Here is a 24,408-nt window from a genome sequence, read left to right as displayed (position 1 = left end):
AGGAGTCCGACGATGCGTGATTACGCCGAGGCCATTCGTGCATTCGACCATGACCAGGCTGCTGCTGCGGCGCTGCATGGTGACCTCGCTGCCCTCAATGCCTGTGTCGAATGCTGCGACCGCCATGCCGGGGGCGGCAAGCTGGCGCTGGTCTGCATGGACCGCGACGGCAACACTGCGCGGTACAGTTTCGACCAGCTCAGCGACCTGGCAGCCCGTTTCGCCACAGTGCTCAAGGCCCAAGGGGTGCAAGCGGGAGATCGTGTCGCTGGCCTGATGCCGCGTACCGCCGAACTGTTGATCACGATTCTTGCCACCTGGCGTCTCGGGGCTGTGTACCAGCCTCTGTTCACCGCCTTCGGCCCCAAGGCCATCGAGCACCGCCTGGAACAGTCCCACGCCCGCGTCGTCGTCACCGACGGCAACAACCGCGCCAAGCTGGACGATGTACGCGGCTGCCCGACCGTCGTCACGGTCAACGCCCGCAGCGGCGAGCTGGATTTCCAGCAGAGCCTGGCCAGCACAACGGAGCGCTGCGAGCCAGTGATGCGTTCAGGCAACGACCCGTTCCTGCTGATGTTCACATCCGGTACCACCGGCCCGGCCAAGCCGCTGGAGGTGCCGCTGCGCGCTATCGTCGCGTTCCAGGGCTACATGCGTGACGCCATCGGCCTGTGCCCGGAAGACAACTTCTGGAACCTGGCCGACCCGGGCTGGGCCTATGGCCTGTACTACGCCGTGACCGGCCCGCTGTCGCTGGGCCACGCCACCACCTTCTACGATGGCCCGTTCAGCGTCGACAGTTGCGCCCGGGTGATCGACACGCTGGGCATCACCAACCTGGCCGGCTCGCCCACCGCTTACCGCCTGCTGATTGCCGCCGGCGACGACTTCGCCAGGCCGGTCAAGGGCCGCCTGCGCGTGGTCAGCAGCGCCGGCGAGCCGCTCAACCCGGAAGTGATCCGCTGGTTTGCCAACGAGCTGGGGGTGACCATCCACGACCACTATGGCCAGACCGAGCTGGGCATGGTGCTATGCAACCACCATGGCCTGCAGCACCCGGTGCACCTGGGCTCGGCCGGCTTCGCCATACCTGGCCACCGCATCGTGGTGCTGGACGAGCAGGGCAACGAACTGCCCGCCGGCCAGCCGGGCATCCTGGCCGTCGACCGCGAACAGTCGCCGCTGTGCTGGTTCGCCGGCTACCACGGCCTGCCGACCAAAGCCTTCGTCGGCAAGTACTACCTCAGCGGCGACACCGTCGAGCTGAACCCGGATGGCAGCATCAGCTTCGTCGGCCGCAGCGACGACGTGATTACCACCTCAGGCTACCGGGTTGGCCCGTTCGATGTGGAAAGCGCGCTGATCGAGCACCCAGCGGTGGTCGAGGCTGCCGTAATCGGTAAACCGGACCCCGAGCGTACCGAGCTGATCAAGGCTTTCGTGGTCCTGGCCAGCGGCCACGTCGCCAGCGCCGAGCTGGAAGAAACCCTGCGCCAGCACGTGCGCCAGCGCCTGTATGCGCATGCCTACCCCAGGGAAATCGAATTCGTCAGCGAGCTGCCCAAGACCCCGAGCGGCAAGCTGCAACGCTTCATCCTGCGTAACCAGGAAGTCGCCAAACAACAAGCGCAACAGGCCACCCCTGCCAGCGCCTGAAAGGAAACCGAACATGCAAATAGCCAACAAACATTTCATCGTCAGCGGCGCCGCCTCCGGGCTGGGGGCTGCCACCGCGCAGATGCTGGTCGAGGCCGGCGCCAAGGTCATGCTGGTCGACCTCAATGCCCAGGCTGTCGAAGCCAAGGCCCGCGAACTGGGCGCCAACGCCCGCTTCGCGGTGGCCGACATCAGCGACGAGCAGGCTGCCCAGGCGGCGGTCGACGCGGCTGTCAGTGCCTTTGGCAGCCTGCACGGGCTGGTCAACTGCGCCGGCATCGTCGGGGCCGAAAAAGTGCTTGGCAAGCAGGGCCCGCACGGCCTGGCCAGCTTTGCCAAAGTCATCAACGTCAACCTCATCGGCAGCTTCAACCTGCTGCGCCTGGCCGCAGCGGCCATGGCCGAAGGGGTGGCCGACGAGGCTGGTGAGCGCGGGGTGATCATCAACACCGCTTCCATCGCCGCCTATGACGGCCAGATCGGCCAGGCCGCCTACGCGGCCTCCAAGGGTGCCGTCGCCAGCCTGACCCTGCCGGCTGCCCGCGAGCTGGCGCGCTTCGGCATCCGGGTGATGACCATCGCCCCTGGCATCTTCGAAACCCCGATGATGGCCGGCATGAGCGAGGAAGTACGGGCATCGCTGGCGGCCGGCGTGCCGTTCCCGCCACGCCTGGGCCGCCCGCAGGAATATGCCGCGCTGGCCCGCCACATCATCGAGAACAGCATGCTCAACGGCGAGGTGATCCGCCTCGACGGTGCACTGCGCATGGCCGCCAAGTAAGGAGAAGCAACATGACCCTCGCCAACGACCCGATCGTCATCGTCAGCGCTGTGCGTACGCCCATGGGCGGCCTGCAGGGCGACCTCAAGAGCCTGACGGCGCCACAACTGGGCAGCGCGGCCATTCGTGCTGCCGTCGAGCGTGCTGGCATCGATGCCGCCAGTGTCGAGCAGGTCCTGTTCGGCTGCGTACTGCCGGCTGGCCAGGGCCAGGCGCCGGCCCGCCAGGCTGCGCTGGGGGCCGGGCTGGGCAAGCACACCACCTGCACCACCCTGAACAAGATGTGTGGCTCAGGCATGCAGGCGGCGATCATGGCCCATGACCTGCTGCTGGCCGGCACCGCTGACGTGGTAGTGGCCGGTGGCATGGAAAGCATGACCAATGCCCCCTACCTGCTGGACAAGGCACGTGGCGGCTATCGCATGGGCCACGGCCGGGTCATCGACCATATGTTCATGGACGGCCTGGAAGACGCCTACGACAAGGGCCGGCTGATGGGCACCTTCGCCGAAGACTGCGCCCAGGCCAATGCCTTCAGCCGTGAGGCCCAGGACCAGTTCGCCATCGCCTCGCTGACCCGTGCCCAGGCGGCGATCAGCAATGGCCGTTTCGCTGCCGAGATCGTCCCGGTGGAAGTCACCGAGGGCAAGGGAAAGCGCCTGGTCAAGGACGACGAGCAGCCACCCAAGGCCCGCCTGGACAAGATCCCGCAGCTCAAGCCGGCGTTCCGCGAAGGCGGTACGGTGACTGCGGCCAACTCCAGTTCGATATCCGACGGTGCCGCGGCGCTGGTGCTGATGCGCCGCTCCGAAGCCGACCAGCGTGGCCTCAAGCCGCTGGCGGTGATCCATGGCCATGCTGCCTTCGCCGACGCCCCGGCACTGTTCCCGACCGCTCCGATCGGCGCCATCGACAAGCTGATGAAACGCACCGGCTGGAACCTGGCCGAGGTCGACCTGTTCGAGATCAACGAGGCCTTCGCCGTGGTCACCCTGGCGGCCATGAAGCACCTCGACCTGCCACACGACAAGGTCAACATCCATGGTGGTGCCTGCGCCCTTGGCCACCCGATCGGCGCCTCCGGCGCACGCATCCTGGTGACCCTGCTCTCGGCCCTGCGCCAGAACAACCTGCGCCGCGGGGTGGCGGCCATTTGCATCGGCGGTGGCGAAGCCACGGCCATGGCTGTCGAATGCCTGTACTGAGGTGAACCATGCTGGTAACTGACGAGCAACAACAGATCGCCGACGCGGTGCGCGCCTTCGCCCAGGAGCGCCTGAAGCCGTTTGCCGAGCAATGGGACAAGGAACATCGCTTCCCCAGGGAAGCCATCGGGGAGATGGCCGAACTGGGGCTGTTCGGCATGCTGGTGCCGGAGCAGTGGGGCGGTAGCGACACCGGCTATGTGGCCTATGCCATGGCCCTGGAGGAGATCGCCGCCGGTGATGGCGCCTGCTCGACCATCATGAGCGTGCACAACTCGGTCGGTTGCGTGCCGATCCTGCGCTTTGGCAACGAGCAGCAGAAAGCGCAGTTCCTGGCCCCGCTGGCCAGCGGCGCGATGCTCGGCGCCTTCGCCCTGACCGAACCGCAGGCTGGCTCCGATGCCAGCAGCCTGAAGACCCGTGCGCGCCTGGATGGCGACCACTATGTGCTCAACGGCAGCAAGCAGTTCATTACCTCCGGGCAGAACGCCGGGGTGGTGATCGTGTTCGCTGTCACCGACCCGGACGCCGGCAAGCGCGGTATCAGCGCCTTCATCGTGCCCACGGATTCACCGGGTTACCAGGTGGCGCGGGTCGAGGACAAGCTTGGTCAGCACGCTTCGGACACCTGCCAGATCGTTTTCGACAATGTGCGCGTGCCGGTGGCCAACCGCCTGGGTGCGGAGGGTGAGGGCTACAAGATTGCCCTGGCCAACCTCGAAGGCGGCCGTATCGGCATTGCCGCGCAAGCGGTGGGCATGGCTCGCGCGGCGTTCGAAGTGGCGCGCGACTATGCCAACGAGCGGCAGAGCTTCGGCAAGACGCTGATCGAACACCAGGCCGTGGCGTTCCGCCTGGCCGACATGGCGACGAAAATCGCCGTGGCCCGGCAGATGGTGCTGCACGCCGCCGCGTTGCGCGATGCCGGGCGTCCGGCGCTGGTGGAAGCGTCGATGGCCAAGCTGTTTGCCTCGGAAATGGCCGAAAAGGTCTGTTCGGATGCCTTGCAGACCCTTGGCGGTTATGGCTATCTGAGCGACTTCCCGCTGGAGCGCATCTACCGCGACGTTCGGGTTTGCCAGATCTATGAAGGCACCAGCGACATTCAGCGCATGGTCATTGCGCGCAATCTTTGAAGGAGCAGACTGCATGGCATTCGAAACCATCCTGTTGGACATCCACGGCAAGGTCGGCCTGATCACCCTCAACCGCCCGCAGGCGCTGAACGCGCTGAATGCGCAGATCGTCGGCGAGATCAACCAGGCCCTGGACCAGCTCGAGCGGGACCCGAACATTGGCTGCGTGGTGCTGACCGGTTCCGCCAAGGCCTTCGCCGCTGGCGCCGACATCAAGGAAATGGCCGAGCTGCAATACCCGCAAATCTACGTCGACGACCTGTTCAGCGATGCCGACCGTATTGCCAACCGGCGCAAGCCGATCATTGCCGCGGTGTCCGGCTTTGCCCTGGGCGGTGGCTGCGAGCTGGCGATGATGTGTGACTTCATCCTGGCGGCTGACAACGCCAAGTTCGGCCAGCCGGAAATCAACCTCGGCGTGCTGCCGGGCATGGGCGGCACCCAACGCCTGACCCGTGCGGTAGGCAAGGCCAAGGCCATGGAGCTGTGCCTGACTGGCCGTTTGATGGGTGCTGAAGAAGCCGAGCGCGCAGGCCTGGTGGCGCGTATCGTGCCGCAGGCGGAGCTGGTGGAAGAGGCGCTGAAGGTGGCGGCGACCATTGCCAGCAAGTCGATCCCGGTGAGCATGATGGTGAAGGAGAGCGTCAATCGGGCCTTCGAAGTGACCCTCAGCGAAGGGGTGCGCTTTGAGCGGCGAGTGTTCCATGCAGCATTTGCTACCGAGGACCAGAAAGAGGGCATGGCTGCGTTCATCGGCAAGCGTGAGGCGCAATTCAAGGATCGGTGATAGCAGCATTCGTTGCCTTTGCCTTTGCCTTTGCCTTTGCCTTTGCCTTTGCCTTTGCCTTTGCCTTTGCCTTTGCCTTTGCCTTTGCCTTTGCCTTTGCCTTTGCCTTTGCCGTTGCTTTTAAGCGCGCGATAGTTCAGGCGCCGCCGAATGCGACTTCAGGAGGCCGAGCGAAGGGCATGCGGAGGGAGGTGACGGGCATGGATGCCCGTCAAGCGCTGAGGCCCCATGGATGGGGCCTGCAGCGCGTCCTCCCGGGAGCATGCCCGTAGCGAGGGGACCCCGGAGCGTAGCGTAGGGGCCGGATGATGGGAGCCAGCGTTTTTTGGTTACTTTTTGCCGCGTTTGGCAAAAAGTGACCCGCCGTAAGGGCGGAAAGGTGATTAAGCGCCGCCTTTGAAAATGAATGTTGACCTTGTTGTTGAAGCCTACGCCTGAAAGCGAAAAGCGAAAAGCGAAAAGCGAAAAGCGGGATAGCACCGGTTTTTAGCGCGCGCAAAGTCCATTGGCGATGGCGACGCTGACTCACCTTTTCGCCCTTACGGCGAGTCACTTTTTGCCAAACGCGGCAAAAAGTAACCAAAAAACGCTGCGCTCCCATCATCCGGCCCCTACGCTGCGCTCCGGGGTTCCCTCACTCCGGCCTTGCTCCCGGGAGGACGCGCTGCAGGCCCCATCCATGGGGCCTCAGCGCTTGACGGGCATCCATGCCCGTCACCTCCCTCCGCAAGACCTGCGTTCGGCCTCCTGAAGTCGCGAAGATCAAGATCAAGAGCAAGAGCAAGATCAAGATCAAGAGCAAGAGCAAGAGCAAGAGCAAGAGCAAGAGCAAGAGCAAGAGCAAGAGCAAGAGCAAGAGCAAGAGCAAGAGCAAGCGTCAGCGCCAGCGCGACGCAGGGCCACGGCCAGACTCCTAGTATGAGGGCGGCGATCGCATTGAGCTGAAGGCACCGACCAGCGGAATGTAGACAGTGGAAGCAAATTCCCACCCGATTGCAGTTGCTCCACGCGACGTGGCGCCTTAGACTTCCGCCCCCTGTAAAAGAGTGCCGGTTGGCGCTTGAAGAATTCCGCCACCGATGCCAAGGCGTCGGTAGCATATGAATCGCCCAAATGCACATTTTTTCATAGAGAAATCGATGACCAAGGAACAGTTGCTGGCCATGTCGGCCGATGACTACATGAACGCTGAGCAGCTGGCTTTCTTCGCTGGCCTGCTACAGGCGATGAAAGTCGAAACCCATGAACGCATCGAGCTGAGCCGCGCCACCATCGAAGGCCTGGACACCCCGTCGGACCCTGCCGACGTGGCTTCGGTAGAAGAGGAGCGTAGCTGGCTGGTAAATGCCATCGACCGCGACCAGCGTCTGCTGCCCCAGCTGGAAATGGCCCTGGAGCGTATCGCCGACGAGAGCTTCGGCTGGTGCGACGACAGCGGTGAGCCAATCGGCCTGAAGCGCCTGCTGATCAGCCCGACCACCAAGTACTGCATCGAAGCCCAGGAGCGCCACGAGCAGCTCGATCGCCACCAGCGCCAGGTGTAATCCCGCGCGGTGGAGCAAGCCCCACGGAGCGATCCCTGGGGCTTTTTGCGTTTCTTTGCCGGCGGCGGTTTTGTTGCCCCGCGTGTAATACTGCTATACCGGGATGCGCTGTTTCTGCGCGGCGAGCGTGCGTATCATGGCTACATCGTTAGGGTGCTAATTAAATTCCGGAGGTAAGGATGAATAGCCGGGTCGACGTAGCCGTGATGATTGGCTCGGGTGTGCCGGCCACGCTGCGGGCGCTGGGTAAACGCATCTGCTGGGTGGTGCTGGTCAATGGCGAGCGCCGCGGCACCGCCTTCGCCACGCGCGAAGAGGCGCTGGAGTGCCAGGCAGCCTGGTTGCAGCAGTTGAAGAAAGGCTTGGCCGCCTGAGCGCGTCGATTGTGCCGGCTCCGGTAAAAGCAGGGCAGGCTGGTTCGACGACAAGAAAAGCGCTTTGCCTCTCGACGGATTTTGGTGTTTTCGTGCATATTCTGCCCTCAGTAATGCACTGATGGATTGTCGGGCCCGTTTTCACGTGCGTTCCGGCATTACCTGTCGCACCTTTCTGGCGGGTTTGCTGTCAGACATTACACTTCCCGGATCGGGAATATGCCGAAAGCCTGTATTGAGGCCGGATCTGGCAAGCCAGAGTAAAGAATCCCGCACGCCGCATCGCCGGCAGGTGCAGACGCTTCGTATATCGCTTCATTACTCTTTTCGCCTATCGACAAGAAATGGCCGTGCTTCACCGAGCTTGGGTGAGCGCGGGTTGTAACCGGTTGAGGATTACTTCATTGGCAGTTAGCACTCTTGATACCCATGCGTTGTTCGCCCTGGGCGACTTGCGCGGTAAATTGGCCCAGCTGTTCCAGGGCCGCTTTGTCTATGTCACCGAACAGAATCCCGAAGGCCTGTACATGGCCGAGATCGACACCGAAAGCGCTTTGGTGGTCGATGACAAGCAGCGCCTCGAATTGAAAGTCGGCGACCACTTCCGCGCCGCCGTACTGCCTAGCCGGGAAGGCGGCAAACTGGAAATGCGTTTTCGCGAAATCAAGCTGAACGTCTATGGCGTAGGCGATTACGCCTTCGTCTCGGTCCCCGAAGGCGAGGGCATCGTGTTCCGCGAGGGCCACGGTGTGATGCTGGTGTTCGCCGCGCAGCAGCAAATACAGGAAGGCCTGGGCAAGTTGCTGAAGACGGTGACTGGCAAGGTTGCCAAATGGCGCAAAGGTGAACTGACCACCTTCAAGGCCAGTGAATGACCCGCAGTGACGCCACGCCCACCACGCGTGCCGAGTTTCATCGCCAGCATCAGGCGGGTGCCGTGGCTGAAGCCGAGCGTTTGCTGGCCAGGCGCGCGCAACTGCAGGGCGCCTGGTTGACCTGGGTCGCAAGCGAATTGTACCGCCTTGGCCCGCCGCCTTATGTGGCCATGGTCCGCCGCGAGCTGCAGCGCCTCAGCCAGCAGTGAAGCGGCTTGTCAGTTGCCCCGATCGCGTCCGCTGCTGACTTCTTCTGGCACCGGCTCGTTGGCCATGCGCTTGCGGAACAGCGCTGCCCGGGCCAGCAGCAGCGTGGTTACCGGCACGGTAATGGACAACAGGATCGGAATCAGCCAGGCGTGCAGCACGGGTGCTTCCTTGAGCCAGGAAAAGTAGATGATCGAGGCCAGTGCCACGCACCAGGCGCCGATGGTCGAAGCCAGTGCCGGCGGGTGCATGCGCTGGAAATAGTCCTTCAGGCGCAACAGGCCCACGGCACCGATCAGCGCGAACAGGCTGCCGACCAGCAGCAGTACGGCGGTAGCCAGCTCTACCCAAAGCGGTAGTTGCAGGGCTTCAGTCATTCGATCACCTCACCGCGCAGCAGGAACTTGGCCAGGGCAAACGAGCCCACGAAGCCGAACAGCGCAATCAGCAGGGCACCTTCGAAGTAGGTGTCACTGGCATAACGGATGCCCAGCACCAGCATGGTCAGCATGGCCAGGATGTACAGGTAGTCCAGCGCCAGGACCCGGTCCTGCGCGGAGGGGCCACGGAACAGCCGGATCAGCGCCAGGGCCATGGCCAGGGCGAAGATGAACAGGCTGGCGAGGACAGCATTGGCGAGCAGGCCTGTCATTGGAAGATCTCCATCAGCGGGCGTTCGTAGGTGTCCTTGAAATGCCGGATGAAGGCCGCCTCGTCATCCAGGTCGAACACATGCAGCAGCAACACGCTGCGGTCCAGCGCCAGCTCGGACCAGACCGTGCCGGGCACCACCGTGGTAATCATCGACAGCGCCGCCAGGCCATGCGCATCGCGCAGGCTCAGCGGGATGTGCACGAACGCCGAGCGTGGCGGCTGCTTGCCGGCACGCAGCACGCCACGCGCGACCAGCAGGTTGGACAGGATCACGTCGATAGCGACCCGGCCGACCAGCCGGGCAACGGCCAGCGGCCGCCGCACATGGGCATGCTGAGGGCGCAGCGGTGCCATCAGCAGCGGTGCCAGTACGCCAAGCACGGCCCCCAGCAGCAGGTTGCCGGGGCTGAGCGAAAGGTTCAGCAACAGCCACAGCGCGAACAGCGACAGCGATAACAGCGGGGCAGGGAACAGTCGCTTCATGGCTGCACCTGTGCGTCGAGCGAGGTGGGACCGGGGATCGGCCGGGCGGCCATTACTGCCTGGATGTAAAGCTCGGGAGCCTGCAGGCTGGCAGCGGTGTCCTGGGTATAACGCAGTAACGGCTCGGCCCTGAAGCTGAGGATGATGCACAGGCCGAGCAGGATGACGATGGGCAGGCATTCATAGCGGCGCAATAGCGGCGATGGACGCTCCTCGGGCTTCCAGAAACGCTGGATGCCGACGCGGCCAAAGGCAATCAGCGAGGCCATGCCTGACAGGATCAGCAAGGTCACAAGGCCCCAGCCGGATGTCCCCAGGGGTTGCTCCGGTGGCACGCCCAGGCCTTGGGGATTGAACAGTGCGCTGATCAGGTTGAGCTTGCCGATAAAGCCTGACAGCGGTGGCATGCCAATGATCAGCAGGGCACAGGCAATGAAGCTGAGGCCGAGGAATGCCATGGTCCACGGGATGACCTGGCCGATCACCACCTTCTGCTCGTCGTCGAGGTTGATGCCCTTGGGTGGGTGCAGTGACTCCAGCGGCGGCGGCATGGCGTCTTCTTCTTCCTCCAGCGGCGCTTCATTGGCTGAGCGCGAGCGTTCGACCAGCTCGGCGAGCAGAAACAGTGCGCACAGCGCCAAGGTCGAGTTGACCAGGTAGAACAGCGCTGCACCGGTCAGCGCCGACTGGGCGAAGCCGATGGCAGCGAGCAGGGTGCCGGCCGAGACCAGGATGCTGAGGGCGGCCATGCGCTCCAGGCGCTGTGCGGCCAGGATCGAGACCGCCGCCACCGCCAGGGTGACCAGGCCACCCGCTACCAGCCATTCGCCAGCGAAGTGCGCCGAAGCCCCGGCCTGCCCCGAGAACAGCAGGGTCCACAGGCGCAGCACGGCATACAGGCCGACCTTGGTCATGATCGCGAACAGCGCCGCCACTGGCGCACTGGCGGAGGCATAGGCCGGTACCAGCCAGAAGTTCAATGGCCAGATGCCGGCCTTGGCCAGGAAGGCGATGGCCAGGATGGCCGCACCGGCATGCAGCAAGCCCCGATCGGCCTCTGGCACCAGCGGGATCTTCACGGCCAGGTCTGCCATGTTCAGCGTGCCGGTCACGCCATACAGCATCGCCGCGCCGACCAGGAACAGTGACGAAGCAAACAGGTTGATGGCGATGTAGTGCAAGCCGGCGCGCACCCGGGCGCGGCCAGAACCGTGCAGCAGCAAGCCATAGGAGGCGGCCAGCAGCACCTCGAAGAATACGAACAGGTTGAACAGGTCGGCAGTAAGGAAGGCACCGTACAAGCCCATCAGCTGGATCTGGAACAGCGCGTGAAAGCTGGCCCCAGCACCATCCCAACGGGCCCGGGCAAACAGCAGGGCACTGAAACCGATGGTGCCGGTGAGGGCGAGCAGCAGCGCCGACAGGTGGTCGACCACCAGCACGATGCCGAACGGCGCCGGCCAGTTGCCCGGCAGGTACACGCCGATCGATTCTGCCTGGCCCTGGATGCGCACCCACAACAGCAGGCTGACCGCGATGGCCAGGCCGGTAAAGGTCGACAGCAGGTTCAGCCGGGCCTTGAGTTGCCGGTGTTTTTCGCCCAGCAGCAACATCACCGCTGCGGTTACCAGCGGCAGCAGGATGGGCGCGATGATCAGTTGGCTCATGCCGCTCATTCGTCACGCTCCCGGCCATCGACGTGGTCGGTACCGGTCAGGCCGCGCGAGGCAAGCAACACCACCAGGAACAGTGCGGTCATGGCGAAACTGATGACGATGGCGGTGAGCACCAGCGCCTGTGGCAGCGGGTCGGTGTAGTGCAGCAGGTCCTGGGGCACGCCGTCCTTGATGATCGGCTCCTTGCCGATGAACAGGCTGCCCATGCTGAAGATGAACAGGTTGACCCCATACGACAGCAGGCACAGGCCCATGATCACCTGATAGGTGCGCGGGCGCAGGATCAGCCACACCCCCGAGGCGGCCAGGACGCCGATGGCGCTTGCAATCACTTCTTCCATCAGGCGGCTCCTGCTTGGCTGGTTTTCGCCGGGTTGCCCGGGCGGTAGGCGCGCACCGACTGATGCGCCAGGGCGGTGAGGATCAGCAGGGTCGAGCCGACCACCACGGTGAACACGCCAACATCGAAGAACAGCGCGCTGGCCACGTGCACATCGCCGAGCAACGGCAAGTGCAGGTGGGCGGTATGGGTGGTGAGGAACGGGTAGCCGAACAGCATGGCGCCCACCCCGGTCAGGGTTGCACACAGCAGCCCAGTGCCCATCCAGCGCAACGGCCGCAAGCTCATCTGCGCCTCGACCCACTGGGTACCGGCGACCATGTACTGCAGGATGAACGCCACCGACATCACCAGGCCGGCGACGAAGCCGCCCCCGGGCTGGTTGTGGCCACGCATGAACAGGTACATCGATACCAGCAGGGCGATCGGCAGCAGCAGGCGCACCAGCACTGCAGGGACCATCATGAAGCCCAGCGCGGTGTCGGTGGCATGCCGTGGGTTGATCAGGTCGGTGACCACGTCGGGTGCCAGCTGGCGCTGCTGCGATGGCAACTGCATGCTTTCCTTCGGTGGGCGGAAGCGCCGCAGCAGGGCGAACACGGTCAGCGCAACGGCCACCAGCACGGTGATTTCACCGAGGGTATCGAAGCCGCGGAAGTCGACCAGCATGACGTTGACCACGTTGGTGCCACCGCCCTGGGGCAGCGCACGGCTGAGGTAGAACGAGGAAATGTCGTTGGGCGTTGGCCGGGTCAACATGGCGTAGGACAGCACCGCCATGCCGCCACCTACCAGCACCGCCAGCAGCAGGTCGCGCAGGCGCCGCACGCGCGCGCGGTCCAGGCTGCCCGGCAGTGGCGACACACCTTCGATCCGCCGTGGCAGCCAGCGCAGGCCGAGCAGGATCAGCACGGTGGTGACCACTTCCACCACCAACTGGGTCAGCGCCAGATCGGGCGCCGAGAACCAGACGAAGGTGATGCAGGTCATCAGCCCACAGACACTGACCATGGTCAGCGCTGCCAGGCGGTGGTACTTGGCCTGGTAGGCGGCACCGATGGCGCAGGCGATCGCAATCAGCCACAGCGCGACGAACACGCCCGAACCGGGAATCTTCGGCCGCTCACCCCAGCTCAGGCCACTGTAGAGCATGGGGACGAGGCCGGCGAGGAAGGCGGCGAGCACCAGCATGAACAATTGCGACTGCAGGCGGCGGGTGGTGAGCAGGCGTTCGATGCGCCGCGCCAGCAACATCAGTTGCACCTGGCCTTGCTCGAACAGGCGCTTGCCGTTGAAACGCTCGATCAGCGGCGGATACGGGAAACGGCCCAGGCGCAACTGTTTGCGCAGTACCAGGTACAGCACGCTACCGCCAGCCATGGCCACCAGGCTCATGATCAGTGGCGCGTTCCAGCCGTGCCAGACGGCCAGGCTGTATTCCGGCAGGGTGCCGCCCACCACCGGTAGGGCGGCGGCGGCCAGTAGCGGGCCGACCGACTGGGCCGGGAAGATGCCCACCACCAGGCAGGTGAGCACCAGCAGCTCGACTGGCGCGCGCATCCAGCGTGGCGGTTCGTGCGGGGTATGCGGCAGGTCCGTGGCGCTGGGGCCGAAGAACACGTCGACGGTGAAGCGCAGTGCGTAGGCCACGCTGAAGGTCGCGGCCAGGGTGGCGATCAGCGGCAGGATGGCCTCGACCCAGGCGGTGGAACTGATGAATACCGTTTCGGCAAAGAACATTTCCTTGGACAGGAAGCCGTTCATCAACGGCACGCCGGCCATCGAGGCGCTGGCCACCATCGCCAGGGTGGCGGTGTACGGCACCAGGCGGACCAGGCCGCTCAGGCGGCGGATGTCCCGCGTGCCGCTTTCATGGTCGATGATGCCAGCGGCCATGAACAGCGAAGCCTTGAAGGTCGCATGGTTGAGAATGTGAAACACGGCGGCAACGGCGGCCAGCGGGCTGTTGAGGCCAAGCAGCAGGGTAATCAGGCCCAGGTGGCTGATGGTCGAATAGGCCAGCAGGCCCTTGAGGTCGTTCTGGAACATGGCGGCAAAGGCGCCGAGCAGCAGGGTAAGCGCGCCTGCACCACCGACGATCCAGAACCACTCTTCACTGCCCGAGAGCACCGGCCACAGGCGCGCCAACAGGAATACCCCGGCCTTGACCATGGTCGCCGAATGCAGATAGGCCGATACCGGGGTCGGTGCTGCCATGGCATGGGGCAGCCAGAACTGGAAGGGGAACTGCGCGCTCTTGCTCAGGGCGCCGATCAGGATCAGCGGCAGCAACACTGGGTACAGTGCATGCTGGCGGATGACGTTGCCAGCAGACAGGACCTTGTCCATGTCGTAGCTGCCCACCACGTGGCCGAGCAGCAGGGCGCCTGCCAGCAGGCACAGGCCACCCGCGCCCGTGACCATCAGCGCCATGTAGGCACCGCGACGGGCGTCGGCACGGTGGTGCCAGTAGCCGATCAGCAGGAAGGAGAACAGACTGGTGAGTTCCCAGAAGAACACCAGCTGGATCAGGTTGCCGGAAATCACCAGGCCGAGCATGGCGCCCATGAAGGCCAGGAAAAAGGCGAAGAAGCGCGGTACCGGGTCTTGTGGCGACATGTAGTAGCGCGCATACAGTGACACCAGTGCACCGATGCCCAGTACCAGCAGCGCGAACAGCCAGGCGAAGCCGTCCATGCGCAGCACCAGGTTCAGGCCCAGGCTGGGTAGCCAGAGGAATTCTTCGCGGATCACGCCGCCGTGGGCAACCTGAGGGTACAGCAGTGCTACCTGGACCGTGCCGACCAGGGCGACGAGCCCGGCGAGAATGGACTCCGCATTACGTGCGTTGTGCGGCAGCACGGCTGCCAGGCAACTGCCAACGAACGGCAGAAGCAGTAGCACTATCAATGACATAGCGGCCTATTCTGGAGAAGTTTGCCCGGAATCATACGTGCCAGAGGTGTGATCACCAACACGCAAGGTGTCGCAGAATCCTACAAACAGGCTGTGAAACGCTGGTTTTTTATAACACTTTCTTACAAAGCATAGCCGCAGGTTTAGAGATGGGCGTGCCGTCAGCGTTCACTCTGTGCTGCCAGTGCTGTCTGGTTTTCGTCGGTGCGGCGCACCCTGAGTTCGCTGACCACAACCGCGATCACGATCAACAGGCCGCCGAGCAGTGCCACGCCCGGCAAGCGTTCGCCGGCCACACGCCCGACGATCCCGGCCCACACGGGTTCGCCGGCATAGATCAGGGTCGCGCGGGTGGGTGAGACCGATTTCTGTGCCCAGTTCATCGCCACCTGGATCACTGCGCTCATCGCCCCCAGGCCCACCGCACTGGCCACTAGCAGCCAGGAAAAATCGGGAATGCGCTCCTGGGTCGGCACGATCATCAGGAATGCCAGCAGCGAGGCGGTCGCCAGTTGCACTACCGTGACCCGGCGCACATCGACCTGGCCGGCATAGCGGCTGATCAGGATGATTTCGCCGGCGATGGCTACCGCACTGACCAATGTCACCAGTTCGCCCTCGCTGAAGTGCAGGCTGCCGCCTTCAGGCCCGGCCAACAGCATCAGGCCGGTGAATGCCAGGCCGATACCAATGCTCGGCATCAGGCCAGGCCGGCGGCCCAGCACCAGCCATTGCAGCAGCGGCACGAACGGCACATACAGCGCGGTGATGAATGCCGACTGGCTGCTGCTGATGGTTTGCAGGCCCATGGTCTGCAAGCCGTAGCCGAGCATGATCGACACGCCGATCAACATGCCGGCCTTGAGTTCGGTGAGCGTCAACCCTGGCAGCGCCCGCGCCGAGACCACACCCACGAACAGCGCGGCGGCTGCGAAGCGCAGGCCGACGAAGAACATCGGCCCGCTGACGGACATCACGTTGTGCACCAGCAGGAAGGTGCCACCCCACAGCATGGTGATGAATACCAGCACCAGTTCGGCCTTGCTCAGGCGAAACGTGAGGGCAGGGGTCGGCTTGCTGCTGGGCTGGTTCATGGTCTTGCGCACTCGGAAGGGGCGGCGCACAATCGCCGCAAAGTGGGCAGTATACTGCGCAATTCCTACCAGTGAGCACTATAGTGCACAAAGAATCTTTGCACCGGGCTTCGGTGCTGCAACATGTCAGCCTCAATGTACGCAGGTTGCGCAACGCCGCAGGTGTCAGCCAGGCCGCGCTAGCCGAGCGTTCCGGGGTCAGCCGGCGCATGCTGGTGGCGATCGAGGCGGGCGAGAAGAATGTCAGCCTGACGACCCTCGACCTGATTGCCGAAGCCCTTGGCGTGGCCTTCAGTACCCTGATCCAGGCACCTGACCAGCGCGACCCGGGCCGCATCGAAGAACTGGCCTGGGCGGGTGAGCATCCGCAGAGCAGGGCGGTGCTGCTGGGCAGCAGCCCGGCGAGGCGCGAGGTGGAGCTTTGGGAGTGGACCCTGGCACCCGGGGAGTGCTACCGCAGCGAAGCCGACGCCGAGGGCTGGAGCGAGCAGATCTATGTGGCCGAAGGTCAGCTGACATTGATCATCGAAGGGGCCGAGTACTGCCTGCGGCAAGGCCAGTTTCATGTGTTTCCCAGCAATTGCCGGTATGCCTACCGCAATGACGGGGCCTTGGCGGTGCGCTTCGTGCGTAATGTGGTCATTTGAGTTTGCAGGCCTAGGAGCTGCACGGCAGCCCCCAGCGAATCCCGCGCCGATCAGCTTTTCAGCAGCTCATCGGTCTTCACCACCTTGGCATAGGCAAACGCCAGCGCCGCCATTGCCGCACCATGCACGTCTGCCGCCGGCACCTGCTTGCCAGCGAACTCCAGGGGCAAGGTTGCACAGGCATCGTGCGCCACGGTCACCTGGTAGCCCAGATCTGCTGCGGCTCGGGTAGCGGCGTCGATGCACATGTGGCTCATGCTGCCGACGATGGTCAGGGCTTCGACACCATGCTGGTCCAGCGTGTGTTCGAGGTCGGTCCCGAGGAAGGCATTGACCTTGTGCTTGAGCACCACCGGCTCACCCGCTTCGGGCCGGACCTTGGTGTGGATGGCAGCCCCCTGCGAGCCCGGCGCGAAGAATGGTGCATCGGCACTCTCGAACTCATGCCGCACGTGCACCACCAGGTCGCCCCGTTGGCGCGCCGCCGCCAGCAGGCGTGCGGCGTTGTCGGCCGCCTGTTCAGCGCCATCGAGGGTCCATTTGCCGCCGGGGAAATAGTCGTTCTGAATGTCGATGATGATCAGCGCCTGCTTGCTCATGCTGCCTCCTGTGGCAGTAGTCGTTGGATGACGTTAGTTATAGGCTGTGGCGACTGACCTGAGGATTGGCGCAAACGACACTATGCGGGCAAAAACTGACAATGCCACCAGCCTGGATATCGGCCTGTTGCTGTACCAGGGCGCGCAGCGTGCTGCCGTGCACGGCCTGGCCGACCTGTTTCTGGTGGCCAACCGGGTAGCCGGCGAGCTGGGGGCCGTCGAGTTGCCGCAGGTACGCGTCAGCTTCTGGCAGGCTGACGAGACGGGGCAGTTGCAGCCTGCTCCCGAGAGCCCTGGCGTCGCTGTTTCCGAGCTGCGTGTGCTGATCATACCGCCGAGCCTGGAGTCGGCGCCGCAAGCCGAGCTGTTGGAGCGCCACCGCGTGCCGCTACGCGAGCTGCACGGGCGTGGCACGGTGCTGGCGTCGGTGTGCATCGGTGTGTTCTTCATAGCGGCCAGTGGCCTGCTCGACGGGCGCCCGGCCTGTACCCACTGGAACTACGTGCAGGCGTTGGCCCAGCGCTTTCCCAGGATACGCGTCGAGGCCCAGCAGCCGCTGCTGGATGACGGCGACCTGATCACCTCGGCCGGCTTGATGGCCTGGACCGACCTGGGCTTGCGTTTGCTGGAGCGCTTCATGGGGGCGACCTTGGCACGGGAAACCGCCCGTTACCTGGCAGTCGAGCCGGTGGCGGCGCCGCTGCCGGGGGCCGTGTTCCGCCCGCGCCTTGAACATGGCGACGAGGCAGTGCTGAGAGTCCAGCACTGGCTGCAAGGCAATGGCGGGCAGGATGCCGACCTGCCCGGCATGGCAGCCTGCGCGGGGCTGGAGGCACGCACCTTCCTGCGCCGGTTTCGTGCAGCAACCGGGCTACGGCCGACCGAGTACTGCCAGCACGTGCGGGTAGGCCGGGCGTGCCGCTTGCTGGAGTTCACCCGGCGCACCGTCGATCAGATCGCCTGGGGTGTCGGTTATCAGGACCCGGGCGCGTTTCGCAAGGTGTTTCAGCGCATCACTGGCCTGACACCGAGTGATTATCGCCGGCGCTTTGCGGTATCTGGCCAGGACGAGTGCAGCGCATCTGCGGCGGGAAAACGCTTGACCTTGACATAACTTGAGGTTTTACCCTGCCCGGCATCGCGCTGCATGCGTCCGTAGCAAGGAGACTGCTCATGATCGCAACACCCCATGCCTTGTGGTTTACCCAGTTGATCGAATATGAAGTGCCCGGCGTCTGCCAGCAGGCATTGGCCCAGGCGCTGGTGGCGCGTAGCGAAGAGCTGGCCACACGCTGTGAGGGGCTGCAGGGGGTCAGCATCCAGGCCAGTGACGATGGCAGCCGGGTGTTGCAGTACCTGCAGTGGCAGTCCCGCCAGGCGTGGGCAGCAGCAGCCGTGCACTTCGTCGAGGAGCCGTTTCTCGAACTGCTTGCCCGGCATCAGGCGCGTGGCGTCAGGTTTGCCGCCTACCAGGCGCTGCGCAGCCTGGTGCGTGGTACCGATGGCGGCCTGCATTGTCAACTGAGTGATGCTCAGGCATACCAGGGCGCATAGTGTGGATAGCGGTCCAACCGGGCGCCGATGACCATTTCGCTGATCCAGGACGCCAGGATCGAGCTGTAGGCTTTCTGGCTCGCTTCGCTGGACAACGCATGGTCGGCACCGTCGACGATGCGGTGGGTGAGCGAATGGGCGCTGACGAATGCCGAGCGGTAGCTCATCAGCGTGCTGTGCGGCACGTAGTCGTCCTGTTCGGACTCCACCAGCAGCACGTCGCCGGCGAACTCGGCGCAGGCTGCCAGTGCACGGTTGTCCGCCGGGCCGAGCGGGCGCTGGCGGTAAGCGTGCAGGCGCTGTCGGTCGAGGGTCTGCTTGGGAATCTCCCATTCCTCGTCCCAATACATGGCCGGTACGCGCAGGGCCAGCCATTTGACTGGCCGCTCGCGGGTCAGCAGGGTGGCCAGGTAGCCGCCATAGCTGCTGCCGATGATGGCGATGGCGCTGCTGTCGACGGCAGGGTGGCTGACCAGGCGGTCGTAGGCCACAATCAGGTCCATGAGGTTCTGTTCGCGGGTGACGGTCAGCCGTTGGCTTTCGGTCTTCTCGTGGCCGCGCAGGTCGAAGGTCATGCACACGCAGCCCAGCCCGGTGATATGCCGGGCGCGTGCCAGGTCGCGTTGCTGGCTGCCGCCCCAACCATGCACGAAGAGAATGCCCGGCATCTTGCTGCCAGGGCTGACCAAGGTGCCGACGATGCTGTCACCTTCGACCTGCAGTTCAATGGTTTCACTCTGAATGGTCATATTCGCGAATCCGCGCAAATTTGCTGAGTTGTCCGAGTTCACTGTCGTTTCCTTGGTAGAAGAGGGTGGCGTCAGTGGGCAATTCGGGGGTACCGAATACTTCATGGGTGGAAGCTCGCACCTGTTGCAATGCCGGGTCGTCGGCAAAGGCTTGCAAGGCCAGCAGTTCGGCACTGCTGGCGCCGCCCAGTCGCCAGGATTGTTCGAGTACGCCGCTGCGCAAGTGGCCCTGGGCGGTGAAGCCGCGGGCAATGTCGTAGTTGCGGCGGGAGGCGATGAAGCCCGGCAGGTGCCGTTCGGCCGCTTGCTCGTAGACGATGGCCTGGTTGATGGCCAGGCGCACGTGGTCCTCCAGTGGAAGCTGCAGTAGCGCGTCGTAGCCGCCGCGCACCAGCACCAGGTCGGAGCCGCCATAGACTTCGATACCCTGATGATCGCGGGTCAGGTGCTGGGTGCCGTGGTAACTGCAGGTCTGCCCGGCGACGCGTACCTGACCGACGCTGAAGGTCTGCACCTCGCTGAGGTCTTCTTCGAGCACCAGCCCCCACAGTGCCAGCTCCTGGTCATCCATGCCGGCCAGCAGTGGTTCCAGCGCATCCGGCGCGGTAATGACCTCTTGCCCGCGGCCTGCACAAGCCAGCACCGGCTTGATCCGCAAGGGGCCGTCCAGCAGCAGCTGGCGTGCAGCGTTGCGCGCGTCGGCTTTGTTGAACACTGTGTAGCCGCGCAACAGGGCGTCGCTGGCGTGTCGGGCGAAGGCATCGGTCCAGCCCGGAGGGAAACTGGCCCCGCCCGGCAACGGGTGCGAGATTGCCTTGGTCGCCATGTAGGGGTAGGCGACCAGGCCGCCGAACAGGTCGTGTTCGCTCTGGATGCCCAGGGCAGACTGGCGCCTGGGGTCGACCAAGGTTTCGGTGGGCAGGTAATAGTAGCCATCGGCGGCGGTCGGCGGCTGGCTGGGCTGCACATGCGGGCAACCCAGCAGGCAGGCCAGGCCTTCGGCAAGCTTGAGATGCACGGCATGCTCGTGGTCGGGGGTGCGTACCCGGGTGTCGAGCAGCACCACGCCGCTTTTAGGGGCGCAGACGTTGGGCATGGTCATTTGCCTTATGTAACGAACGTATCTGTGTGAAGCCGCTACTTTGGCGAAGTTCAGCGGGAGTTGATCGGTGGTCCTGGGCGTGCTGTAGGAAATGTCTGGCTTGCGCAGGGCGTGGCGGGCAATGCATGCCGTGTGTCGGTCGCCACGATTGCAGGGCTTCGACGGCTGTTCCATTATCGGCACACTGGATCAACCGTGATGTAGCCGCAGGAGAGCGCATGAACGTTCAGACCACCCTTGAGCAAAGCGTGCCGCAGCGCTTGGCGCAGGTTCGCCAGGCCATGGTTGCAGAGGGCATCGATGCCTTGCTGGTACCCTCGGCCGACCCCCATCTTTCCGAATACCTGCCGGGCTACTGGCAGGGGCGGCGCTGGCTGTCTGGGTTCCACGGCTCGGTGGGCACGCTGGTGGTCACGGCTGGTTTTGCCGGGTTATGGGTCGATAGCCGGTATTGGGAACAGGCGGAGCATGAGTTGTCAGGCACTGGCATCGAATTGATGAAGCTGCTGCCAGGCAAGCCTGGCGCGCTGGAATGGCTGGGCGATAACGTCCAGCCTGATGGCAGCGTGGCCGTGGATGGTGCGGTCATGGCCTTGGCGTCGGCACGGCAGCTGGGCGAGCGGCTGAAGCTGCGCGGGGCACGACTGGTGACAGACAAGGACTTGCTGGAGCAGGTCTGGGATGGGCGCCCGGCGCTGCCGGGCAACCCGGTTTACCAGCACTTGCCGCCCCACGCGACGGTCAGTCGGGCGGAAAAACTCCAGCAGTTGCGCCACAGCCTGCAGACCAAGGGGGCCGACTGGCATTTCATCGCCAGCCTGGATGACATCGCCTGGCTGTTCAATCTGCGCGGCAGTGATGTGTCCTATAACCCGGTGTTCCTGGCCTTCGCCCTGATCAGCCAGCAGCAAGCCGTCCTGTTCGTTGGCCTGGACAAGCTCGATGACCATCTGCGCCAGGTGCTGGACGCCGATGGCATCGAGGTGCGCGACTACGCCGAGGCAGGCACGGCCCTTGGCGCCCTGCAGGCCGGCAGCCGCTTGCTGCTCGACCCGGCCCGGGTCACTTGTGGCCTGCTGGATAACCTGGCCGCCGGGGTTGAACTGATCGAGGGGATCAACCCCACCACCCTGAGCAAAGCGTGCAAGGGTGAGGACGATCTGGTTCACATCCGCCAGGCGATGGAGCAGGACGGCGCAGCCTTGTGCGAATTCTTCGCCTGGTTCGAAGCCCGCCTCGGTCAGGAAGTCATTACCGAACTCACCGTCGACGAACAGTTGCGGGCCGCGCGTGCCCGCCGTCCAGGCTTTGTTTCGTTGAGTTTCGCGACCATTGCCGCCTTCAATGGCAATGGCGCCATGCCGCATTACCGCGCCACCGAACAGTCGCATGCGGTCATCGAGGGTAATGGCCTGCTGCTGATCGATTCGGGCGGGCAATACCTGGGCGGTACCACCGACATCACCCGCATGGTGCCGGTAGGCAGCCCCAGCCTGCAGCAGAAGCAGGACTGCACGCGCGTGCTCAAGGGCATGATTGCCCTTTCGCGTGCCAACTTCCCGCGTGGCGTGCTGTCGCCTTTGCTCGACGCCATTGCGCGGGCGCCGATCTGGGCTGACCAGGTGGATTACGGCCACGGCACCGGGCATGGGGTGGGTTACTTCATGAACGTGCACGAGGGGCCGCAGGTGATTGCCTATCAGGCGGCGCCCACACCGCAGACCGCGATGCAACCGGGCATGATCAGCTCGATCGAGCCAGGCACTTACCGCCCAGGGCAGTGGGGCGTGCGCATCGAGAACCTGGTCGCCACGCGCGAGGCCGGCAAGAGCGCGTTTGGCGAGTTCCTCAACTTCGAAACCCTGACATTGTGCCCGATCGACACCCGTTGCCTGTTGCCCGAACTGCTGACCAGAGAGGAATTGGACTGGTTGAATGGTTACCACGCCCAGGTGCGTGAGCGACTGGCACCGTTGCTCCAGGGCGAAGCGCTGGCCTGGCTGGAAGCGCGCACTGCGCCGGTGTAAGGCAGCGTAAACGAAAAGGGCAGCGTGCAAGCTGCCCTTTCCGTTATTTGCAGATGACGATCATGCTGCGGCTGGTGTAGCCCGCCGGGTTGATACCGAACAGGTAGTCACCGGCTTCTTCGTCGCTATCGCCAGAGCGGGCAATGACGCGGTAACCACGCGTGCTGCAGGAAGTTGCAGCCTTGCTGTAGCAATTGTCCCACGAGGAAGAAAGGCCGGAGCAACTGATATGCAGGCCCTTCTTGCCCCTTTTGACCTCGGTCTTGGCCGTGGCAGCACATCCGGCAATGGCCAAGATGGCCAGGATGAGAAAAATACGTTTCATTCCTGTCCTTAAATGCGGAGCGGATCAGTTGTCTGGCCCCGTCGTTATCGCTTTGGTTCTTCCTGAAAATTCCCCAGCGTCCGTGTTCGGTCCAGTAGATAGCGTAAAGATGATGATCTTGTGACAGCTTAATCAGCGAGACCGGTTGCCACAATCACTATTCCTGCCTCAAATGAAACTATTTCTCATGTCAGTCTGCGGCGACCGCCGGGCTCGGCTCCTTGCGCATGGACAATGTGGTGCCGACCGACGCAGTGATGATCGCCAGAATTGCCAGCCATTGGGTGAGCGTCAGCACCTCGCCGAGAAACAGCAGGCCGGACAGCGCGCCGAACGCCGGTTCGATGCTCATGAGGGTGCCGAAGGTGCGCGCCGGAATGCGCGTTAGCGCGACCATCTCCAGGCTGTAGGGCAGGGCGGTGGACAGTACCGCAACACCCAGGGCCATGGGGAGCACCGCGGGCGTGAGCAAGGTGCTGCCAGCGTGGGCGATACCGATGGGGGCGACGAACAGGGCAGCCACCACCACCCCGAGCGCCGCGCTCTGGATGCCGTGCTCGGCCCCGGCCCGTTGCCCGAACAGGATGTACAGGGCCCAGCACACACCGGCGCCCAGGGCATAGGCTGCGCCGACCGGGTCGAGGGCCTGCCCGCCATCGCCAGCCGGCAGCAACAGCAGCAGGCCGACGATGGCCAGGGCAATCCACAGGAAGTCGATTGGCCGACGCGAGGAGAAGATCGCCACCGCCAGTGGTCCGGTGAATTCCAGCGCCACGGCGATGCCGATCGGTACCGTACGCAGGGCCATATAGAAGAGGAAGTTCATACCACCCAGCGCCAGGCCATAGATGATCACGTTGCGCAGGGTGTTGCCTGTCATGCGGACGCGCCAAGGGCGCAGTATCAACAGCATGATGATACTGGCGAAGATCAGGCGCAGGGTGGTCGTGCCTTGTGCGCCAACGATGGGGAACATGCTTTTGGCCAAGGAGGCACCGGACTGTATCGAGGCCATGGCGATGAGCAGCAGGCCGATCGGGAAGAGGGTAGCGGCCAGGCTGCGGGGTTGGGTGTTCATTTCTGTGCGGCGATCCGTGGCAGGTTGAAGTGAGCACTATAGTGCGCAATTGCTCTGGAAGGGAACAGACACCGCAGGCACCAGGGACCGCACAGGTGGGTTGGCCCGGGCGCACGTCAGCCCTGTCGCCGTCGATTTTCAGAAATATTCCAGATCTTTGAAATTAAAGGTTGACCGCTTCGGATATCGCCCTATAATGCGCCCCACTCCAACGCGGTAGCGAAGCGAAGCAAGCCATCATGTTGGGTCAAGTGTTTGAAGCTAAACGAGTTTCTCGCAAAAAACTTCAAAATAAACGCTTGACAGCCAATGAGGAAAGCGTAGAATGCGCGCCTCGGTTGAGACGAAACACTCTTAACCAAACGCTCTTTAACAAATCGAATCAAGCAATTCGTGTGGGTGCTTGTGAGTACGGACTGATAGTCACAAAGATTATCAGCATCACAAGTGGCCATGCGAGAAATCACATAGTCATTTGAGAATGCTGAGCCAAGTTTAGGGTTTCTTAAAAACCCAAGCAGTATTGAACTGAAGAGTTTGATCATGGCTCAGATTGAACGCTGGCGGCAGGCCTAACACATGCAAGTCGAGCGGAT

The 24,408-nt window shown here is 63.8% G+C and carries 27 protein-coding genes and 1 rRNA gene; 16 read left to right on the top strand and 12 right to left on the bottom strand.

Annotated features, from left to right (window positions below; genetic code table 11):
- Positions 1-12: 12 nt before the first annotated feature.
- The 11 genes from QSV36_RS03835 (at position 13) to QSV36_RS03785 (ending at position 8,570) form a co-directional block, all read left to right on the top strand.
- A complete protein-coding gene (locus QSV36_RS03835) occupies positions 13-1,659 on the top strand; it encodes an AMP-binding protein (protein ID WP_289130014.1) in 1,647 nt (548 codons plus the stop codon).
- 13 nt (positions 1,660-1,672) lie between these two features.
- On the top strand, positions 1,673-2,440 hold the full coding sequence (locus QSV36_RS03830) for an SDR family NAD(P)-dependent oxidoreductase (RefSeq protein WP_289130012.1): 768 nt from the start codon (positions 1,673-1,675) through the stop codon (positions 2,438-2,440).
- An 11-nt stretch (positions 2,441-2,451) separates the two neighbouring features.
- Positions 2,452-3,645, top strand: a complete 1,194-nt coding sequence (locus tag QSV36_RS03825) for an acetyl-CoA C-acyltransferase (protein ID WP_289130010.1) — start codon at positions 2,452-2,454, stop codon at positions 3,643-3,645.
- 8 nt (positions 3,646-3,653) lie between these two features.
- A complete protein-coding gene (locus QSV36_RS03820; protein ID WP_289130008.1) occupies positions 3,654-4,781 on the top strand; it encodes an acyl-CoA dehydrogenase in 1,128 nt (375 codons plus the stop codon).
- Positions 4,782-4,794: 13 nt separating this feature from the next.
- Positions 4,795-5,568, top strand: a complete 774-nt coding sequence (locus QSV36_RS03815) for an enoyl-CoA hydratase (RefSeq protein ID WP_170029160.1) — start codon at positions 4,795-4,797, stop codon at positions 5,566-5,568.
- Positions 5,565-5,840, top strand: coding sequence for a hypothetical protein (locus QSV36_RS03810; RefSeq protein ID WP_289130005.1), 276 nt, complete (start codon positions 5,565-5,567; stop codon positions 5,838-5,840). Before QSV36_RS03815 ends, QSV36_RS03810 begins: the two co-directional genes overlap by 4 nt.
- Positions 5,841-6,275: 435 nt before the next feature.
- Positions 6,276-6,485, top strand: a complete 210-nt coding sequence (locus tag QSV36_RS03805; protein WP_289130003.1) for a hypothetical protein — start codon at positions 6,276-6,278, stop codon at positions 6,483-6,485.
- A 222-nt stretch (positions 6,486-6,707) separates the two neighbouring features.
- Positions 6,708-7,112: a TraR/DksA family transcriptional regulator gene (locus QSV36_RS03800; protein WP_225777110.1), complete on the top strand. Its 405-nt coding sequence runs from the start codon at positions 6,708-6,710 to the stop codon at positions 7,110-7,112.
- Positions 7,113-7,291: 179 nt separating this feature from the next.
- Positions 7,292-7,486 carry a hypothetical protein gene (locus tag QSV36_RS03795; protein WP_170029161.1) on the top strand — a complete coding sequence of 65 codons (195 nt, stop codon included), beginning with the start codon at positions 7,292-7,294 and terminating at the stop codon, positions 7,484-7,486.
- Between the two features lie 404 nt (positions 7,487-7,890).
- The gene (locus tag QSV36_RS03790) at positions 7,891-8,361 is read left to right on the top strand and encodes a hypothetical protein (protein WP_225777112.1); all 471 of its coding nucleotides are present in this window, start codon (positions 7,891-7,893) and stop codon (positions 8,359-8,361) included.
- Entirely contained in the window at positions 8,358-8,570 is a 213-nt protein-coding gene (locus QSV36_RS03785; RefSeq protein WP_289130002.1) for a hypothetical protein, read from the top strand. Before QSV36_RS03790 ends, QSV36_RS03785 begins: the two co-directional genes overlap by 4 nt.
- A gap of 9 nt (positions 8,571-8,579) precedes the next feature.
- Here the strand turns inward: QSV36_RS03785 and QSV36_RS03780 are convergent, their stop codons facing one another.
- The 7 genes from QSV36_RS03780 to QSV36_RS03750 all read right to left on the bottom strand — a co-directional run bounded on the left by QSV36_RS03780 (position 8,580) and on the right by QSV36_RS03750 (position 15,731).
- Positions 8,580-8,945, bottom strand: a complete 366-nt coding sequence (locus QSV36_RS03780) for a Na+/H+ antiporter subunit G (protein WP_225777114.1) — start codon at positions 8,943-8,945, stop codon at positions 8,580-8,582.
- Positions 8,942-9,220, bottom strand: a complete 279-nt coding sequence (locus QSV36_RS03775) for a K+/H+ antiporter subunit F (RefSeq protein ID WP_003259015.1) — start codon at positions 9,218-9,220, stop codon at positions 8,942-8,944. Before QSV36_RS03775 ends, QSV36_RS03780 begins: the two co-directional genes overlap by 4 nt.
- Positions 9,217-9,705, bottom strand: a complete 489-nt coding sequence (locus QSV36_RS03770) for a Na+/H+ antiporter subunit E (protein ID WP_289129998.1) — start codon at positions 9,703-9,705, stop codon at positions 9,217-9,219. Before QSV36_RS03770 ends, QSV36_RS03775 begins: the two co-directional genes overlap by 4 nt.
- Positions 9,702-11,381: a monovalent cation/H+ antiporter subunit D gene (locus QSV36_RS03765; RefSeq protein WP_289129996.1), complete on the bottom strand. Its 1,680-nt coding sequence runs from the start codon at positions 11,379-11,381 to the stop codon at positions 9,702-9,704. The genes QSV36_RS03770 and QSV36_RS03765 overlap by 4 nt, the downstream gene beginning before the upstream one ends.
- Positions 11,378-11,722, bottom strand: coding sequence for a Na+/H+ antiporter subunit C (locus QSV36_RS03760; protein WP_289129994.1), 345 nt, complete (start codon positions 11,720-11,722; stop codon positions 11,378-11,380). Before QSV36_RS03760 ends, QSV36_RS03765 begins: the two co-directional genes overlap by 4 nt.
- A complete protein-coding gene (locus tag QSV36_RS03755; RefSeq protein WP_289129992.1) occupies positions 11,722-14,637 on the bottom strand; it encodes a monovalent cation/H+ antiporter subunit A in 2,916 nt (971 codons plus the stop codon). Before QSV36_RS03755 ends, QSV36_RS03760 begins: the two co-directional genes overlap by 1 nt.
- Positions 14,638-14,798: 161 nt before the next feature.
- A complete protein-coding gene (locus QSV36_RS03750) occupies positions 14,799-15,731 on the bottom strand; it encodes a DMT family transporter (RefSeq protein ID WP_289129991.1) in 933 nt (310 codons plus the stop codon).
- Between the two features lie 83 nt (positions 15,732-15,814).
- Between QSV36_RS03750 and QSV36_RS03745 the strand changes: the two genes are divergently transcribed.
- Positions 15,815-16,378, top strand: coding sequence for a helix-turn-helix domain-containing protein (locus tag QSV36_RS03745; RefSeq protein WP_289129989.1), 564 nt, complete (start codon positions 15,815-15,817; stop codon positions 16,376-16,378).
- A gap of 50 nt (positions 16,379-16,428) precedes the next feature.
- Here QSV36_RS03745 and QSV36_RS03740 read toward each other — a convergent pair whose 3' ends face one another.
- Positions 16,429-16,977 carry a cysteine hydrolase family protein gene (locus tag QSV36_RS03740; RefSeq protein WP_289129986.1) on the bottom strand — a complete coding sequence of 183 codons (549 nt, stop codon included), beginning with the start codon at positions 16,975-16,977 and terminating at the stop codon, positions 16,429-16,431.
- An 82-nt stretch (positions 16,978-17,059) separates the two neighbouring features.
- Here QSV36_RS03740 and QSV36_RS03735 point away from each other — a divergent pair, with 82 nt between their 5' ends.
- The gene (locus tag QSV36_RS03735) at positions 17,060-18,091 is read left to right on the top strand and encodes a GlxA family transcriptional regulator (RefSeq protein WP_289129984.1); all 1,032 of its coding nucleotides are present in this window, start codon (positions 17,060-17,062) and stop codon (positions 18,089-18,091) included.
- Between the two features lie 59 nt (positions 18,092-18,150).
- Positions 18,151-18,531, top strand: coding sequence for an antibiotic biosynthesis monooxygenase (locus QSV36_RS03730; RefSeq protein ID WP_289129981.1), 381 nt, complete (start codon positions 18,151-18,153; stop codon positions 18,529-18,531).
- Here the strand turns inward: QSV36_RS03730 and QSV36_RS03725 are convergent.
- Together QSV36_RS03725 and QSV36_RS03720 are read right to left on the bottom strand one after the other, a co-directional pair.
- Complete coding sequence (locus tag QSV36_RS03725; RefSeq protein WP_289129979.1) at positions 18,510-19,280, bottom strand: alpha/beta hydrolase family protein; 771 nt, start codon at positions 19,278-19,280, stop codon at positions 18,510-18,512. The two genes, QSV36_RS03730 and QSV36_RS03725, sit on opposite strands and share 22 nt — an antisense overlap.
- Positions 19,264-20,382, bottom strand: a complete 1,119-nt coding sequence (locus tag QSV36_RS03720) for a DUF3182 family protein (RefSeq protein ID WP_289129977.1) — start codon at positions 20,380-20,382, stop codon at positions 19,264-19,266. The genes QSV36_RS03725 and QSV36_RS03720 overlap by 17 nt, the downstream gene beginning before the upstream one ends.
- A 218-nt stretch (positions 20,383-20,600) precedes the next feature.
- Here QSV36_RS03720 and QSV36_RS03715 point away from each other — a divergent pair, with 218 nt between their 5' ends.
- Complete coding sequence (locus QSV36_RS03715) at positions 20,601-22,409, top strand: aminopeptidase P family protein (protein ID WP_289129975.1); 1,809 nt, start codon at positions 20,601-20,603, stop codon at positions 22,407-22,409.
- Between the two features lie 43 nt (positions 22,410-22,452).
- On the opposite strand, the gene QSV36_RS03710 is transcribed toward QSV36_RS03715, so the two are convergent.
- Together QSV36_RS03710 and rhtA are read right to left on the bottom strand one after the other, a co-directional pair.
- Positions 22,453-22,734, bottom strand: coding sequence for a hypothetical protein (locus QSV36_RS03710; protein WP_289129972.1), 282 nt, complete (start codon positions 22,732-22,734; stop codon positions 22,453-22,455).
- Positions 22,735-22,924: 190 nt separating this feature from the next.
- A complete protein-coding gene (gene rhtA / locus QSV36_RS03705) occupies positions 22,925-23,812 on the bottom strand; it encodes a threonine/homoserine exporter RhtA (RefSeq protein ID WP_289129970.1) in 888 nt (295 codons plus the stop codon).
- 525 nt (positions 23,813-24,337) lie between these two features.
- Between rhtA and QSV36_RS03700 the strand changes: the two genes are divergently transcribed.
- Positions 24,338-24,408, top strand: a 16S ribosomal RNA gene (locus tag QSV36_RS03700); the annotation flags it as partial.

Source organism: Pseudomonas sp. BCRC 81390 (assembly GCF_030341915.1).
In the GTDB taxonomy this organism is placed as follows: Bacteria; Pseudomonadota; Gammaproteobacteria; order Pseudomonadales; family Pseudomonadaceae; genus Aquipseudomonas.
The sequence above is the reverse complement of the archived record's forward strand: the minus strand, read 5'-3'. Positions and strand labels throughout refer to the sequence as shown.

Excerpts from the sequence above, each read along its gene's own strand:
- QSV36_RS03820 (WP_289130008.1), top strand. The coding sequence starts at position 3,654 with ATGCTGGTAACTGACGAGCAACAACAGATCGCCGACGCGGTGCGCGCC.
- QSV36_RS03795 (WP_170029161.1), top strand. The coding sequence starts at position 7,292 with ATGAATAGCCGGGTCGACGTAGCCGTGATGATTGGCTCGGGTGTGCCG.
- QSV36_RS03750 (WP_289129991.1), bottom strand. The coding sequence starts at position 15,731 with ATGAACCAGCCCAGCAGCAAGCCGACCCCTGCCCTCACGTTTCGCCTG.
- QSV36_RS03830 (WP_289130012.1), top strand. The coding sequence starts at position 1,673 with ATGCAAATAGCCAACAAACATTTCATCGTCAGCGGCGCCGCCTCCGGG.
- QSV36_RS03815 (WP_170029160.1), top strand. The coding sequence starts at position 4,795 with ATGGCATTCGAAACCATCCTGTTGGACATCCACGGCAAGGTCGGCCTG.
- QSV36_RS03720 (WP_289129977.1), bottom strand. The coding sequence starts at position 20,382 with ATGACCATGCCCAACGTCTGCGCCCCTAAAAGCGGCGTGGTGCTGCTC.
- QSV36_RS03710 (WP_289129972.1), bottom strand. The coding sequence starts at position 22,734 with ATGAAACGTATTTTTCTCATCCTGGCCATCTTGGCCATTGCCGGATGT.
- QSV36_RS03785 (WP_289130002.1), top strand. The coding sequence starts at position 8,358 with ATGACCCGCAGTGACGCCACGCCCACCACGCGTGCCGAGTTTCATCGC.
- QSV36_RS03715 (WP_289129975.1), top strand. The coding sequence starts at position 20,601 with ATGAACGTTCAGACCACCCTTGAGCAAAGCGTGCCGCAGCGCTTGGCG.
- QSV36_RS03725 (WP_289129979.1), bottom strand. The coding sequence starts at position 19,280 with ATGACCATTCAGAGTGAAACCATTGAACTGCAGGTCGAAGGTGACAGC.
- QSV36_RS03805 (WP_289130003.1), top strand. The coding sequence starts at position 6,276 with ATGCCCGTCACCTCCCTCCGCAAGACCTGCGTTCGGCCTCCTGAAGTC.
- QSV36_RS03755 (WP_289129992.1), bottom strand. The coding sequence starts at position 14,637 with ATGTCATTGATAGTGCTACTGCTTCTGCCGTTCGTTGGCAGTTGCCTG.
- QSV36_RS03825 (WP_289130010.1), top strand. The coding sequence starts at position 2,452 with ATGACCCTCGCCAACGACCCGATCGTCATCGTCAGCGCTGTGCGTACG.
- rhtA (WP_289129970.1), bottom strand. The coding sequence starts at position 23,812 with ATGAACACCCAACCCCGCAGCCTGGCCGCTACCCTCTTCCCGATCGGC.
- QSV36_RS03775 (WP_003259015.1), bottom strand. The coding sequence starts at position 9,220 with ATGACAGGCCTGCTCGCCAATGCTGTCCTCGCCAGCCTGTTCATCTTC.
- QSV36_RS03735 (WP_289129984.1), top strand. The coding sequence starts at position 17,060 with ATGCGGGCAAAAACTGACAATGCCACCAGCCTGGATATCGGCCTGTTG.
- QSV36_RS03835 (WP_289130014.1), top strand. The coding sequence starts at position 13 with ATGCGTGATTACGCCGAGGCCATTCGTGCATTCGACCATGACCAGGCT.
- QSV36_RS03780 (WP_225777114.1), bottom strand. The coding sequence starts at position 8,945 with ATGACTGAAGCCCTGCAACTACCGCTTTGGGTAGAGCTGGCTACCGCC.
- QSV36_RS03770 (WP_289129998.1), bottom strand. The coding sequence starts at position 9,705 with ATGAAGCGACTGTTCCCTGCCCCGCTGTTATCGCTGTCGCTGTTCGCG.
- QSV36_RS03765 (WP_289129996.1), bottom strand. The coding sequence starts at position 11,381 with ATGAGCGGCATGAGCCAACTGATCATCGCGCCCATCCTGCTGCCGCTG.
- QSV36_RS03760 (WP_289129994.1), bottom strand. The coding sequence starts at position 11,722 with ATGGAAGAAGTGATTGCAAGCGCCATCGGCGTCCTGGCCGCCTCGGGG.
- QSV36_RS03730 (WP_289129981.1), top strand. The coding sequence starts at position 18,151 with ATGATCGCAACACCCCATGCCTTGTGGTTTACCCAGTTGATCGAATAT.
- QSV36_RS03800 (WP_225777110.1), top strand. The coding sequence starts at position 6,708 with ATGACCAAGGAACAGTTGCTGGCCATGTCGGCCGATGACTACATGAAC.
- QSV36_RS03740 (WP_289129986.1), bottom strand. The coding sequence starts at position 16,977 with ATGAGCAAGCAGGCGCTGATCATCATCGACATTCAGAACGACTATTTC.